The sequence below is a fragment of the Jiulongibacter sediminis genome (assembly GCF_001306455.1).
Classification (GTDB): Bacteria; Bacteroidota; Bacteroidia; order Cytophagales; family Spirosomataceae; genus Jiulongibacter; species Jiulongibacter sediminis.
In genome coordinates this window covers 733,311-746,809 of sequence record NZ_LGTQ01000005.1, presented here as the reverse complement: position 1 = coordinate 746,809, position 13,499 = coordinate 733,311, and the positions used below count along the sequence as shown (strand labels likewise).

Below are 13,499 nucleotides of genomic sequence, written 5' to 3'. Positions count from 1 at the left end.
GGACTATCATTGGGAGTATGGATTTGTGCCAAGTAAGACTGTCCTCGGCTACGCTCGGACTGACATACTTACTGTCAGTCCGAGCGGAGTCGAGGACCTATTCCATGCACAATTCCCACCATTTAACGAATCACCAATTGGCCAGTAACTAATCCACCAATTTCCAATTCTCCAATTGCTCAATCACCAATCAAAACTGCAATCGATTGAAATATAATTTTACTCTTATTACTTTGGATTAATTAAAAAGTGTAATTTTGACAATTAAAACACCTGTCTAATTATGAAATTAAGAGTTCTACCATTAGCATTTGTGGCTGTGTTGGCCTGGTCTTGTAAAGAAAAAACTACAGAAGAATTAAAGCCCGAGAGTATAAAGGAGCTATTTGCCGATGATTTTTTGATTGGCACGGCCCTGAACAATCGTCAGATTGATGCCAGTCCTGATCAGGCCGATTTGATTGCCAAAGAATTCAATGTGCTTACTGCAGAGAATGTGATGAAATCAATGCTTATTCACCCTTCTCCGGATTCCTTTAATTTTGAATATCCAGATAAACTTTTTGCTCTGGCAGAAAAAAATGGTCAGAAAGTGCACGGTCATACACTTGTGTGGCACAGTCAACTTTCTCCTTTCATTAACGAAATTGAAGATTCTACCGCAATGGCTGAAGCTTTAAAAGCTCATATAGAGGCTGTAGCTGGTCGCTATAAGGGTAAAGTTTACAGCTGGGATGTAGTCAATGAAGCTGTGGAAGGAGATGGTTCTTTGAGACAATCTGTCTTCTTAAAAACCATGGGTGAGGGTTATTTGCCTTTTGCGTTTAAACAGGCTGCTTTGGTAGAACCAGATGCTGATTTGTACTATAACGACTACAGCATGACAGGAAAAGCTAAGCGTGATGGTGTCATCAAAATGGTGAAAATGATTCAGGAAAGCGGTGCCAAAATCGATGGAATAGGTATGCAGGGACACTGGCATCTTGATTCTCCTTCTCTTCAGGAAATAGAAGAAAGCATAATTGCCTATAGCGACTTAGGTGTAAAAGTGGCCATAACCGAACTTGATATTGATGTTTTGCCAAGTCCGCAAGGAGTTAGCGGAGCAGAAATCAGCCAGAGTGCTGAACTTAAGGCCGAGCTCGACCCATACACTGATGGATTACCTGAAGATGTAAGTACAGCCTTAGCCAAACGCTATGCAGAAATATTTGCTCTATTTTTTAAGCACCGCGACAAAATAGACCGTGTTACATTCTGGGGAGTCAACGATGGTGATTCCTGGAAAAATGGATTTCCGGTAAGAGGTAGAACTAACTACCCTCTGCTTTTCGACCGCAATAACGGCCGAAAGGCAGCTTATGAGGCTATCATGGATATTGAAAGATAAAACATAACCCAGTTTATTTTTAGGGGCCATCCTTCTGGGGTGGCCTTTTTTTGTTCAAAAAGAATGGAGGAAAAACTGATGATAATCAGTATGACTTTTTCATGAAATTGAGGTGGTTCAAAATGGAAAGCCTTTATTTTGTAATACAATTTACCTCATCAATGGAATGAAGCATTTTTCTCTTCTATTACTTCTTTTTTTTAGTTTTGCCACATTTTCGCAAAAGCCTTCCTATCAGGAGGTTTTGCAAAACGAAATCCTATCCAATGAAATCCAGAATACCACAGATGCACAGCAAAAGCCTTATGTGGTGATGGTATCAATCGATGGTTTCAGGCATGATTATGCTCAAAAATACGGAGCAAAAAATCTTTTAACGATGGCAGAAAAGGGAAGTTCGGTGGAACGATTAATCCCTTCTTTTCCTTCAAAAACGTTTCCGAATCATTACACACTGGTTACAGGATTATATCCTCAAAATCACGGAATTGTAGCGAATTCATTCTTTGACAAAGTTAAGAAAGAAGAATATCGTATCAGTAATCGTAAAGTGGTGGAAGACGGCGGATGGTATGGCGGAGTTCCACTATGGAATCTTGCTCAGTTAAATGGAATGTGTTCAGCATCTTATTTCTGGGTAGGTTCTGAGGCTAACATCAACGGTTTGCTCCCCAAATATTATTACCCGTACAACAAACAAACGCCTTACGAATACCGTGTTCAACGAGTTTTAGAATGGCTTCAGCTGCCTGAAAAGACACGCCCGCATTTTGTTTCACTTTATTTTTCTTTAGTAGATACGCAGGGACATGAGTACGGGCCAGAGTCAGAAGAGGCAAGAGAAGCTGTGCTCTATGTCGATGAGCAAATCGGTGCTCTCAGAAAAGGCCTGGCTGAATCAGGCCTGAATGTCTCATTGATAGTTACGGCAGATCACGGCATGGCGAATGTTAACAAACTCATCAATATTCATGACGATCTGGAGTTACGAAAGGAGCAGTTTTACAGTGGCCCTGTAGCCATGATTTACACAGACAGCCCTGCTGAAACGGAGGACTTCTACCAAAAGCTTCAGAAAAAGGATAATCTAAGAGTTTATAGGAAAGAGGCGATGCCATCTTACTTGCATTTCAATAAAGGAGATCAAATTGGTGATCTTATCTTGATTACTGACCCGCCGTATACCATCATCTATTCAGAAAAACAGATTTCTGAGATGGAGAATCCCGGGGGCACACATGGATATGACCCTTTTACCAGTAAAGATATGGGAGCCATTTTTTATGCTGAAGGGCCGAATATCCGTCAAAATTTCAAACTTTCTCCTGTTGAAAACATTCATGTTTATCCTTTTGTAGCACAGCTCCTGGGTCTTTCACCCATTACGCCTGTTGACGGCAAATTGGAGGTGCTGGCTCCAATGTTAAAGGCTTCAGATGGGCAATAGGGGAATTTTTCAATGTTTTTATAAAACGGTTGAAAGGGCTATCAGATGATTCTGGAGCCCTTTTTTATGTCGAATAGACTTATGGTCAGGGGTTTGCTTGAAGAAGGATTTATTGATCTCAGCTCTTCTTTAGTATCTTAACCTAAACATTTCATTAAGAACCCATGAAAACATTGAAAAGACACTTTTGGAGCACGATGTTGCTTACGATTTCCTTTTTTAGTCTTCAAAGTTGTGAAGATCTCGGAGACATATTTGAGGATACAGATTTAAACCCCATCTATTTTGTGGAGTGTAAATTAAACGGTGAGACGTACAGAGCTCAGACAAATAATAATGCCTGGCTGAGCTGGTCGGCTTTTCCGGGTGAGGGTGGCTTTGACGTCACTTCAAATATTAGCTCCGAAGACAAAATCTTTAACTTTAATTCTTTTGCAAGTCTGGGAGCTACCAAAGTACCCGTAGGTACTGTGGTCAACAGTTATTTGACGAACATAACTTATTTTGTTGGTGATCTTGATTATTCTGCATTAGAAACCGGAGGCAGCGGATATGTTGATTTTGAAGTCTTGGAAGATGATTACACGGAAGGTACTTTTGAAGCAACCCTGGTCAATCGAAAAGATTTGGACGACAAAATTGAAGTAACCGAAGGAGTCTTCAAAGTCAAAACCCGATAGGATCATAATTTTTGTGCGAGCCATCGCAATTAGGCATTCGCTTCGAATGACCGCAAACGCAATCGTTGAAACCGAAACCTCTTAAGATACGTGGTGTGTATTTGTCTATCCGATCAAATACCGTTTTCGACTGTTTTGCACCAGTAAAGTGGATCAGGTAGGCCCTTTGGCGACCTGGGGTGAGTTTCTCAAAGGCCTCTTTCAAAGAAGGTTTCTCTTCAAACTTTTCAAGGAGCTCATCCGGGTATGTCAGGTTATTCTTGGCCTTGGTTACCGGCTTGAGTCCGGCCTTTTCTATTTCGATAGCTTCAAAAATGTAGGCTTTGATGATGGCTTCTTTTTCGGCAATCTCCTTGGTGCTTGTAAATTTAACGTATCGGGCAGACTGACTGTTCTCGCCGGGTTTTTGCAATAACTGGTGCTCATCTTTGAGCAGTACTCCTTTCAGAAAACTAAGTACACAGCCATCCTTAAACTCACCGGTTATAATGACATTTTTCTTGCCTTCCATATAGCAGGGAGCCCGCCATTTGAAAACTTCCTCTAGTCCGCAGTCCTGAAGAATACCGCTGAGCATTTGAAGTTCTTTTGACCAATATTTAGCGTTGCTGATGTAGGCTTCTACCTTTGGATCCATTGTCTTTAAAGTTTACGGTTGTCTGGTCTGAAATACCAGGAAAGCATGGTAAGAATAAGCAATAAAAACGGCCCGAAAAGTGAAATAGCAGGGTCTTTTACCAGTACGTGAGAAACTGCGGCTCCGGACATCGTGAAAAAGAAACCGGCATAAGCCCACTCTTTTAGGCGTCCCAACCCGGGCATTAAAATGGCGATTACACCAAGGATTTTCCAGACTCCAATGATGGACATCAAATAATGGGGGTAGCCAAGATTATCGAAATTTTTGACTTCTTCCTCCATTTGAATAAGCTGAACTATTCCGGTAGAAAGCATGCCAAGTGACAGCCAACCAGTGGCTACCCAATAGATAATTTTCGAAGCTTTTGAGTTTGTGTTCATAAGTTTAAATGTTGTTAAGCATTATTGTCTCAAGTGTGTTATGTGCCATGTTAATCCCTTTGGCAAAAGGCAATTGAAGCATTCTGTCCCTATCCTCAATTGACCTGAAAATCATTCGCATTTCAAGCCTGGAGGTTTGAGGAGTTACAGATTGAAATTCAAAAAATTCTAATTGAGCCGGAAAATCAGTGTTTTCCATTTCAAAAGTTCTGACAAATCTGTTTCCTTTTACAAACTCATGAATGGTACCATGAAAGATATGTTTATTTCCGAGAGGATCGGTGGTTTCAAACTCCCAGCCACCATGCCTTTTGTTTTCCAGTTTAAGAACTTTTGTCCCCATCCATTGTTCAAGAATGGAGGCTTGTTCATAGGCCTTGAAAAGCAATTCAACAGGCAGTTCAAAATCTCTGTTAATTATTATTTCCTGACGGTCATCAGGGGCGACTACTTTCGTCTGGCTTTGCATCAAGCTTGTTTATTTTGTTGAAGAGATTTCATAAGTGATTCAAGTTTGTCAAAGCGTTTATCCCACATTCCTCTGAATGGCTCAATAAAGTCAGCTATTTCCTTTAATTTTTGCCCCTCAAGGTGGTAGACGATCTCTCTGCCGATAACCTCTTTTCTCAGAAGATCACATTCACTCAGCACTTGTATATGTTTGGATATTGTTTGTCGTGAAGAATCGAATTCCAAAGCGATAGCTCCCGGCGTCATTGCTTTAACAGCTACCATGGCAAGAATAGCCCTTCGTGTGGGGTCTGCTATCGCTTGAAAAACATCTCTCCTTACTTCCATAATGCAATCATCTGACTGTAAATATATATGCAGTCAGATAGCTGCACAATAAAATGGAAAGAATTATTTTTTAGACGAGAAAGTGGATTAAAATGGATTAAGGTTTTAAGTGCTTCCTGCTAAAAGCAATGAACTGCTCCCAGTCATAGTCGGTAACATCATGCCCTCCGGGTCTCAAATGATACCCAATAGAAGTATGGATAGGTTTAGAAACAGATGGCTGTTGATCAGATGCTGGGGTTTCAAGTCCATATAGCTGATAGGCAGGGCTGGCATAATAGGCACCAAGATATTCACCTACGGGATCAGCCCACCGATCTTCAACAGCACTTGAAATGTAAACCGGTCTGGGTGCAATCAGTGCCACCAACATATGCTGATCAACGGGCATTTTGTTTTCCTGATCATTATACTTTTTAAAACGATCAGCAAACCAGTGCGGGAAAGAGGTATTTATGGCTTCCACCGTTTCCCCGATTTTACGTCTGGAGATGGCTACACCACCACATCCTGAATTATTGGCAATGACGAGATCCCAGCGTTTGTCAAGTGCTCCGCCCCAAAGTGACGTTTTTCCCAGGCGTGAATGTCCGAAGAGAATGTACTTAGAATTGGCAGTTGCCGGTTCACTTTTGAGATAATCCAAAGCTCTGGATGCTCCCCATGCCCAGGCAGAGATAGCACCCCATTCGCTTGGGCCGGGTTTGGTTTGACCTTCTTCATAAAATAGTGGATGTATTCCATCGGAGAAGTCGTCCCGATCAGGGTCTACATCTCCATAATAAATGGCGGCTAGTCCAAATCCTGCGTCAATAATTTTCTCAACGGGCCAACGATGTGCCCTTTGACCTCTTGCACCATCTGTTATTTGGTTTTCGGTAATCCCAAATTCTTTTTTATTGGGCACCCATGAAGGGCTCAAAAGTATATTTTCATCCTCTGTAATGGAGGCGTTTCCGTAAAAGTTATAACCAACAAAGACCGGAGGGTTATCTTGTCCGGCAGGAAGATAAACCAACAAATGAACCCTTAGGCTTTGTCCATTTCTTTCAAAATCAAGGGCGATTTGTTGACGCACGGCTTTGCCGTGAAATGCCTCTCCTTCCTTTTCCAATATTTCAATAGTGGGCTTCAGCTGAGCTTCGGCAGGAATTTTCCCATAAACTTCTTCTTCAAAAAGCCTGACAATTTCAGTTCTTCTTATGCTTTCCCATTCTTTAACAGTTTTGATCTCCTGTCCGCCGGCAGACCGAAGTAGCTCGGGTAGGGTATAGGGTTCTACTTTGGATTCATCGTAGTTCACTTTAGATTGGGCACCGGCTTTCATAATGAGTATGGTGAAAAGAATAGATAAGAATGATTTCATGGGAAATACCTTTTTTACAACCCCTTATTTTGACCAGTCAATCTTACTGACTTCGTTTTCCGTAGGAAAATTTTCCGGCAAAGGCTGCGTAACCTCCCCTGTAGCTACCCACTCGGCTCCACGTTCCAAAATCGTTTTTAAGCCTATACATTCCCAGGAAAGATCAGAATGCCCGTAAGAAATATTCAAAACTCTTCCTTTTTGATAATCAATTGCCATAAACATAGGTTCATGACGATCAGTACCTGGTACTTCAGGGCTCCACGGCGGACTGTTCTCTACAGCACCTGAGAATGAGGTGGCTAACACGGTCATGTTTTCTGCAGGTCCACGAAGACGGTCGTAGATTTCATCCATAGTATGCTTCCACTGTGATGGCATGCCTTTCACAATTGGATGCTCAGGTTCTCTGATAATCACTATACCTTCTTGCTGAGGGCCGTGGCTACCTCCAGAACCTGCTGTGGTGTCTGTTACCAATTCATTGGCCTGATTATAATAAACATAGGGTCCGCTTTCTTCATTTCTACCTCCCCAGCCTCCAAGGCCAATCATTTTATTGAACTCTTCCCACTTCTCCCAGCTATTATTAGCAGCGTGAGTCACGATGAATCCACCTCCATTGGCTACAAATTCTTCAAGATTGCGTTTTGTTTGCTCTGGCAATTCAGCCGCTAACCATCCAAAATTGGAAATGACAAGATCGTATTGCGAAAAATCAGGACTGAAGGTTGAATCCATCTGAGGTTTTGACAGAGGGAAATACTCTTTATCGTCCAATGTGTATAGAAGATAATTTTCCATCAGTTGGGTACTGTCCATTTGACTATGTGGGCCAAGCCAAAGGTATTTTGTCCGAGCAACATCCACTGTGAAAAGTCCTGTGTTCTCCAGGTAATCTTTCATCATAGCAGTGGTTTTAGGCCAAATACCATGATTGCTTTGTCCATCAATAATAAGTGCTTTGATTGTCGTTTCTTCGGCCTCTTCTTCAGTACCGGAGCAAGAAATAAGAGAAAAGGAAATCAGAGCGATGACTAGCATCGTGATTCCTTTTAGGGTAAAGGGCTTTTGCATGTATAAGGTTTGGTTTGAATAAGACTTAAAGATAATCAGCAGAAATTCAGTTGCCAAACTTCTGAATTTACCTTTCCTCCAGACTTATTTGTCAAGTCTTTTGAAGTTGATATAAACAGTTCCAATGAGGGCTATACCAATGAAAATGCCTGAAAAGCCGGTTTCCGAGCTTCCTTTGACGAAGTAACTGTATACTCCGGCTACAATACTAAGTATTCCGATTACGGTGAGAAAGAGACGGGTGTTTTTATTCAAGGCTTGATAGAGTTTAGTTTATCCATTAAAGTTAAGAAAAACCCTAAATAGTAAAGATTGAGTTAGCTCTGCTAATTCATTCACAATTGTTGGTTGATTGGGGAATTATATAACCACTGAAAAGGACTTTTGTCTTGCGTCTTAAATCTTACATCTTTTTATTTCGGGTTCATCGCCAAAATAGGTCTTTTAAAAGAACCTCCTTTGATCTTCCTGAAATGAGTTTTAGCTTTATGAAAAACAACCCTCATTGAAAATGAAAGACCTGGATAGAAGATCCTTTCTCAAAAATGCCTCCGCCATTGCCGGAACCTCAGTTTTACTAACCAATCCATTGACCAGCTCGGCCTTTTACAGCCAAAGTGCTGATGAAGTCAAAGTGGCCTTAATCGGTTGTGGCGGTCGTGGTACAGGTGCTGCCTTTCAGGCTCTCTCGGTAAAAGAAAATGTCAGACTCGTTGCTATGGCTGATGCTTTCAGAGATCGCCTGGATAGCTGTTATGAAAATCTTACCACTGGCAGAGCCAAAGAAGGCAAGGTAGCTGAACGGGTTCAGGTGCCAGAAGATCAAAAGTTTGTGGGCTTTGAGGCCTATAAGCAGGCAATTGCACTCGCCGATGTCGTGATTTTAACTACCCCTCCTGGTTTCAGACCAATTCATTTTGAAGAAGCTATTCGTCAGAATAAGCATGTCTTCATGGAAAAACCGGTAGCTGTAGATGCCCCAGGGATTAGAAGAGTTCTTGATGCGGCAGAGGAATCAAAAAAGAAGAATCTCAAAGTAGTTGTCGGTCTTCAGCGTCATTACCAGAAATCATATTTGGAAACTTACAGGAGAGTGGTAGAGGAAGGAGCCATCGGCGATATCGTTTCAGCCCGTTGTTACTGGAATAACGATGGCGTTTGGGTGAAAGAAAGAAAGCCTGAAATGACAGAAATGGAATATCAGATGCGAAACTGGTATTATTTCGTCTGGCTTTGTGGTGATCACATTATGGAACAACACATTCATAATATTGATGTGGTTAACTGGTTTAAGGGAGGTTATCCAACGGAAGCCATAGGTATTGGAGGTCGGGAAGTACGTACCGGCAAGCAGTATGGAGAAATTTTCGATCATCATGTCGTGGAGTTTGAATATGCTGATGGCATGATTCTCAATAGCCAATGCCGTCATCAACCGGGTACAGTCGCCAATGTTTCGGAACATTTGGTGGGTACAAAGGGCAAAGCGACAGAAGGCAAAATCTTTGACCTCAAAGGAAATTCAATCTGGCGACATCGGGACCGCGATGATAAAAACCCTTATCAGGTAGAGCATGATCATTTGTTTGATTGTATTGTAAATGATGTTGCGGTAAACGATGCATATAATGGAGCCATGAGTACCATGACAGCACTTTTAGGCCGGATGGCCTCCTACTCAGGCCAGCGGGTTACCATGGAAGAGGCTCTGGCTTCTGATATCTCGTATGCTCCTTCAGCATACACATGGGATACTTTACCCCAATCCCTGCCGGATGAAAATGGGTTTTATGATATTCCTGTACCGGGAAAATATAAAGCAGTATAAAAGGAAAGGCCCTGATCGTCAGGGCCTTTTTCTTTTTGAGTATGGGATGTCTAAATGGCGATTAGGGCTCAATCAAGGTCTAGATAGTACAGTTTAGCAGCCTCTTCAATTTCGTCACCTACATTGCCATCATATTGAAAACTGTGCACCACCCATTTATTGTCGGGTTTATAAAATTGAAAAGTGAAGCGAATGGGTTGGCGATCATATTTGACTAAATAACTCCTTAGAATAAAGCTTTGGGAAAGTTTTTTCTCAACGATGAGTTCATAACCATAAAAAGGACCCACAAAATCTTCATTCAGACCTTCAAGCTTGCTCTTTAAGCTATTTATGGCATCCGTTGCTCGCGACATCCACTTGTTGGAGGCGTATAGTTGATCTAAAGCCTCAGAAGCTCCGGCATTCACATAATTATCAAAAAATGCTTCGACGATTTTATCGGGATTGTTCTGAGCCTGAGTGAATTGAGAGGTGGCTAACAAACAGCATAGCAGAAAAAGTTTGAAAAGAGTTTTCATGATTGACCGATGTTTTGAGTATTGAAATGAAATCTGTCAATCAATTTACTCAAAAAACGGAAAGAAAGCCCTTTCTCTGGGAGACTGGTTCTTTACAAGCTCATCAAAAAATCCATGGTGTTGACGCCATCGGCGAAGTCATTGAGGTTTGGCGACTGACTTTCACCAAAAGGGATATACGACTCCCCAACAATGCATTGCAATTTGCCTTCGTAAGATTGAAGTTTAAGATTAAGATCAGCCTCATTATCATAATACTCGTAGAAAACCACGGATAAGGGGCTCACCAACCTTTCGTCTTCTTTTAAGAGCAGAAAACCGTTGTCAAAATGCTTGTCACCATTTACAAGGTAAATGGACTTATTATAATCGTAATTATTATTGTACTTATGATGAAGCTGGATGGTGTTCCAATATTCAATAGACTCATAAAGCGTATCGAATTTATAGTCTTTCGGAACAAAGATTTTGGAGACATTGCGACAGCCGAGGCCAAAGTAACGGAAGATGTCATTACCCAGGTTTCTTAAATCCGTAGTAGACTCATTACCAGTCAAAACAGCTACTGAGCTTCTATTCTTGCGGATAATGCTTGGTTTCTTTCCAAAGTAATGCTCAAAATAACGCGAAGAATTATCACTACCTGTGGCGATGTAGGCGTCGGCATCTTTTATACGATCCACTACCTCAAGCTGCTCTTTAAACTCAGGAGCCAACTCCTGCATTTTTTGGATTATTCTCAGCATCAGCTGAGTGTCATTACTGCTTAATTTCAACAGTGCTTTGTGCCCGCTAAGAAGCACACAAAGCATGTCATGAAAACCAACCAACGGAATATTACCCGCGGCAACAATACCTACTCGTTTTGGCTCTGTGGAAAGAGAAACATTCGTGGTGAAGCTTTCCAGAGCTTCTTTTGATAGAAACTTCTGACCTATTTCTTTTAATGAGAGCAGAACATTATCCTCAGTAAACCAGCCGTTTTCGTTTTTTGCACGGGCGGCCCAATCTTTCAACTCAGTCTCATTTTCAGGATTTGTTAAGAAATCTCCAAGTGTTGAAAATTGAACTATTCTGCTCTTTAATGTCATTTTTTGAATGTCTCTTTTAGTTTTTTATTCATCCGCCCAAAAATACTAAGCCTTTGAAACTTTGCAGTCTTATATTTGTTCTTTCTTTGAATAACCAACAAGACCAGTAGACTAATGGCAATTATTATAACAGACGAATGTATCAACTGTGGAGCTTGCGAGCCTGAATGCCCGAATACGGCGATATATGAAGGCGGTGTGGAGTGGACCTGGGCTGGTGGAACAGCTCTTACAGAGGTAGATTTTGGTGATGGTACTGTGATTGACGCAAAAGACGATCAGGAGCCTATTTCTGATGAATTTTATTATATCGTCTCAGATAAATGTACAGAGTGTACAGGATTTCATGAAGAACCTCAATGTGCTGCAGTTTGCCCTGTTGATTGCTGTGTGCCTGATCCTGACAACGTAGAAGATGAAGAAACCTTGCTGGCCAAGAAAGCCTGGCTTCATGCAGAAGGTTGATAAAATAGAAATTAATAACTTCTTGGCCCCGGCATCTGATGTCGGGGCTTTTTTATTTCTCAAACTTTACTTTAACGAGAAAGAAATAAAATATTCACACTTCAATATTGATGAATTAATAAGTCTTATATTCTGGAAATTGTAAAAAAGACAGAATTAACAACTTTTGAAATATTTAACTTTATTCTGGTAAGATTTGAAGAAAATTTAATGTAAAATCAGATAATGATGATTCATATTAGGTTTTGAGCCCAAATTGGAATTACATTTATACAAGATACAATTATGAGATAGTTTATTATAAAATATTGAATTATTGTTTAATGTCAAATGATAATTTTGTTAGGTAAAGGTTAGGTGTTTGACAAAAGCACAATTAATTGTGGTTTTGTTGTACTCAAAAAAGCAAGAAGCCCGTCACTATTGACGGGTTTTCTGTTTCCTGTCCTCACGGTTCAACATGACTCAGGTCATGAATTTTTGATAGCGATTTAATAGGTCCTTCAAATCATTAAGTTCATTGAATGATTGCTCTGCCAGATTTTTAACCATAAGAGCATGTTTATTCAATTCAACCCTTTGGCTGTCTGTTTTCGCAAAACTTTTGATGGTTTTTAATCCTTCCAACATTCTGATAAGGACAGAAGGCGTACCAGAGGCATTCTGACGAATTTGATTGAAAGAAGCATTTAACACCCCGGCAAAATCCAGAGAATCTGCGTAAACACGTAGCGTCCCCTGGTCATCAGTCTTTTTCTCAGATGGAAATTCAAATCCAGTCAAAAGCGATAAGGTACTGGTAAGATTATCAATACAGGTTAGGGCTGTAAATGGATCATTGATTCCGGGAGAAAGAGCTCTTACTGCGATTTCCACCATTTGTAATATGGAGAATTCAAGATCCTGACTTGTTTGTCGGTTTTTTCCTATGATTACCGAGTTGTTAAACTGTTCTTGTCTCTCAGTTTCCTGAGAATAAAATTTTCCAATAATCTGATTCTCTACCACATAATCGCCAGGTCGCTTTTCAACCTTGTAAAAATTATTGTTTTCGCTCGCTTTATTAATGAGTTGATCAAAGTCGATAAAATGAATGTAACCGGTCTGTTTGACCTTCAAGGGTTTTGAATTTCTATATTTCCTAATTTCTTCTTCTACCTGAATAGAGGCTGTATCGTCATATTTTCGCTGATCCTTGAGTACATTTTCAATGGTGTTAGAAAGATTTTTGGAAATATCGGCCACTACATTGTCGGCCTGAATACTGACAGCAACATGATGAATAAAAACGATGAGTAATCCTATATTGCCCACTGCAGCCAAAATGGCAATCAATATGGAGTACCTTGGTACAAACGAAGCTACATCATTGGATCGAACGGTATTTAAAATGACAAGAGTATACACATAGGTAGCGATGTAGGTACCCAGAACCACCTGGTTGATTTTGACATGCATAAAATTACTCAGCAATCGGGGACCAAACTGTGAAGAAGCAAGCGTAAGTGCAACCAGCGTAATTGAAAATACAGTTCCGGCCACTCCAATCATAGCTCCCGATATGGTAGATAGAACGCTTCGTGCAGAGTCTGGGCTGCCTGTAAATATCAGGGAAAGAGCACCCGAATTTTTCATCTCGGTATGATTGTCTATGTAAATCATACTTACAGCAACCACTACTGCAATCAAAACAATGAGAGAGGGTATGAACCAAAAACTTGAGGTGGTTTCCTGATAGAGGTACTTCAGTTTTTTCATAGGATCTGTTGCATATTTGTCATTAACAAATACGCAAAGGGCCTTTCAGAAGCTTAAA

Annotated in this window: 15 protein-coding genes; 5 read left to right on the top strand and 10 right to left on the bottom strand. The window is 40.8% G+C overall.

The features are described from left to right. Positions 1-283 precede the first annotated feature (283 nt). The 3 genes from AFM12_RS03360 (at position 284) to AFM12_RS03350 (ending at position 3,517) form a co-directional block, all read left to right on the top strand. Positions 284-1,390, top strand: a complete 1,107-nt coding sequence (locus AFM12_RS03360) for an endo-1,4-beta-xylanase (protein ID WP_055143896.1) — start codon at positions 284-286, stop codon at positions 1,388-1,390. Positions 1,391-1,556: 166 nt separating this feature from the next. After that, positions 1,557-2,837 carry an alkaline phosphatase family protein gene (locus AFM12_RS03355; protein WP_055143894.1) on the top strand — a complete coding sequence of 427 codons (1,281 nt, stop codon included), beginning with the start codon at positions 1,557-1,559 and terminating at the stop codon, positions 2,835-2,837. Between the two features lie 164 nt (positions 2,838-3,001). Beyond that, entirely contained in the window at positions 3,002-3,517 is a 516-nt protein-coding gene (locus AFM12_RS03350) for a hypothetical protein (RefSeq protein ID WP_131458162.1), read from the top strand. On the opposite strand, the gene AFM12_RS03345 is transcribed toward AFM12_RS03350, so the two are convergent. The 7 genes from AFM12_RS03345 to AFM12_RS19655 all read right to left on the bottom strand — a co-directional run bounded on the left by AFM12_RS03345 (position 3,504) and on the right by AFM12_RS19655 (position 8,033). Further along, on the bottom strand, positions 3,504-4,154 hold the full coding sequence (locus tag AFM12_RS03345) for a DUF1801 domain-containing protein (protein WP_082391173.1): 651 nt from the start codon (positions 4,152-4,154) through the stop codon (positions 3,504-3,506). The two genes, AFM12_RS03350 and AFM12_RS03345, sit on opposite strands and share 14 nt — an antisense overlap. Positions 4,155-4,159: 5 nt before the next feature. After that, positions 4,160-4,537: a DoxX family protein gene (locus AFM12_RS03340; protein WP_055143890.1), complete on the bottom strand. Its 378-nt coding sequence runs from the start codon at positions 4,535-4,537 to the stop codon at positions 4,160-4,162. A gap of 4 nt (positions 4,538-4,541) precedes the next feature. Then, positions 4,542-5,006: an SRPBCC family protein gene (locus AFM12_RS03335; protein ID WP_055143888.1), complete on the bottom strand. Its 465-nt coding sequence runs from the start codon at positions 5,004-5,006 to the stop codon at positions 4,542-4,544. After that, positions 5,006-5,335 carry an ArsR/SmtB family transcription factor gene (locus AFM12_RS03330; RefSeq protein ID WP_055143886.1) on the bottom strand — a complete coding sequence of 110 codons (330 nt, stop codon included), beginning with the start codon at positions 5,333-5,335 and terminating at the stop codon, positions 5,006-5,008. The genes AFM12_RS03335 and AFM12_RS03330 overlap by 1 nt, the downstream gene beginning before the upstream one ends. Positions 5,336-5,432: 97 nt before the next feature. Beyond that, the gene (locus tag AFM12_RS03325; RefSeq protein ID WP_082391172.1) at positions 5,433-6,701 is read right to left on the bottom strand and encodes a glucuronyl esterase domain-containing protein; all 1,269 of its coding nucleotides are present in this window, start codon (positions 6,699-6,701) and stop codon (positions 5,433-5,435) included. 24 nt (positions 6,702-6,725) lie between these two features. After that, on the bottom strand, positions 6,726-7,778 hold the full coding sequence (locus AFM12_RS03320; protein ID WP_095533189.1) for a ThuA domain-containing protein: 1,053 nt from the start codon (positions 7,776-7,778) through the stop codon (positions 6,726-6,728). 84 nt (positions 7,779-7,862) lie between these two features. Continuing rightward, entirely contained in the window at positions 7,863-8,033 is a 171-nt protein-coding gene (locus AFM12_RS19655; RefSeq protein WP_157687275.1) for a hypothetical protein, read from the bottom strand. Between the two features lie 256 nt (positions 8,034-8,289). On the opposite strand from AFM12_RS19655, the gene AFM12_RS03315 reads away from it, so the two are divergent. Continuing rightward, positions 8,290-9,606, top strand: coding sequence for a Gfo/Idh/MocA family protein (locus AFM12_RS03315; RefSeq protein WP_055143882.1), 1,317 nt, complete (start codon positions 8,290-8,292; stop codon positions 9,604-9,606). Positions 9,607-9,674: 68 nt separating this feature from the next. Here AFM12_RS03315 and AFM12_RS03310 read toward each other — a convergent pair whose 3' ends face one another. Beyond that, positions 9,675-10,127: a hypothetical protein gene (locus tag AFM12_RS03310; protein ID WP_216598492.1), complete on the bottom strand. Its 453-nt coding sequence runs from the start codon at positions 10,125-10,127 to the stop codon at positions 9,675-9,677. 92 nt (positions 10,128-10,219) lie between these two features. Further along, positions 10,220-11,218: an acyl-CoA reductase gene (locus tag AFM12_RS03305; protein WP_055143880.1), complete on the bottom strand. Its 999-nt coding sequence runs from the start codon at positions 11,216-11,218 to the stop codon at positions 10,220-10,222. A gap of 114 nt (positions 11,219-11,332) precedes the next feature. On the opposite strand from AFM12_RS03305, the gene AFM12_RS03300 reads away from it, so the two are divergent. Next, positions 11,333-11,683, top strand: a complete 351-nt coding sequence (locus AFM12_RS03300) for a 4Fe-4S dicluster domain-containing protein (RefSeq protein WP_055143878.1) — start codon at positions 11,333-11,335, stop codon at positions 11,681-11,683. A 465-nt stretch (positions 11,684-12,148) separates the two neighbouring features. On the opposite strand, the gene AFM12_RS03295 is transcribed toward AFM12_RS03300, so the two are convergent. Continuing rightward, positions 12,149-13,441, bottom strand: a complete 1,293-nt coding sequence (locus tag AFM12_RS03295; RefSeq protein WP_055143876.1) for a DUF2254 domain-containing protein — start codon at positions 13,439-13,441, stop codon at positions 12,149-12,151. Positions 13,442-13,499: the final 58 nt, after the last annotated feature.

Excerpts from the sequence above, each read along its gene's own strand:
- AFM12_RS03300 (WP_055143878.1), top strand. The coding sequence starts at position 11,333 with ATGGCAATTATTATAACAGACGAATGTATCAACTGTGGAGCTTGCGAG.
- AFM12_RS03305 (WP_055143880.1), bottom strand. The coding sequence starts at position 11,218 with ATGACATTAAAGAGCAGAATAGTTCAATTTTCAACACTTGGAGATTTC.
- AFM12_RS03295 (WP_055143876.1), bottom strand. The coding sequence starts at position 13,441 with ATGAAAAAACTGAAGTACCTCTATCAGGAAACCACCTCAAGTTTTTGG.
- AFM12_RS03345 (WP_082391173.1), bottom strand. The coding sequence starts at position 4,154 with ATGGATCCAAAGGTAGAAGCCTACATCAGCAACGCTAAATATTGGTCA.
- AFM12_RS03355 (WP_055143894.1), top strand. The coding sequence starts at position 1,557 with ATGAAGCATTTTTCTCTTCTATTACTTCTTTTTTTTAGTTTTGCCACA.
- AFM12_RS03320 (WP_095533189.1), bottom strand. The coding sequence starts at position 7,778 with ATGCAAAAGCCCTTTACCCTAAAAGGAATCACGATGCTAGTCATCGCT.
- AFM12_RS03330 (WP_055143886.1), bottom strand. The coding sequence starts at position 5,335 with ATGGAAGTAAGGAGAGATGTTTTTCAAGCGATAGCAGACCCCACACGA.
- AFM12_RS03325 (WP_082391172.1), bottom strand. The coding sequence starts at position 6,701 with ATGAAATCATTCTTATCTATTCTTTTCACCATACTCATTATGAAAGCC.
- AFM12_RS03335 (WP_055143888.1), bottom strand. The coding sequence starts at position 5,006 with ATGCAAAGCCAGACGAAAGTAGTCGCCCCTGATGACCGTCAGGAAATA.
- AFM12_RS03310 (WP_216598492.1), bottom strand. The coding sequence starts at position 10,127 with ATGAAAACTCTTTTCAAACTTTTTCTGCTATGCTGTTTGTTAGCCACC.
- AFM12_RS03315 (WP_055143882.1), top strand. The coding sequence starts at position 8,290 with ATGAAAGACCTGGATAGAAGATCCTTTCTCAAAAATGCCTCCGCCATT.
- AFM12_RS03360 (WP_055143896.1), top strand. The coding sequence starts at position 284 with ATGAAATTAAGAGTTCTACCATTAGCATTTGTGGCTGTGTTGGCCTGG.
- AFM12_RS03340 (WP_055143890.1), bottom strand. The coding sequence starts at position 4,537 with ATGAACACAAACTCAAAAGCTTCGAAAATTATCTATTGGGTAGCCACT.
- AFM12_RS03350 (WP_131458162.1), top strand. The coding sequence starts at position 3,002 with ATGAAAACATTGAAAAGACACTTTTGGAGCACGATGTTGCTTACGATT.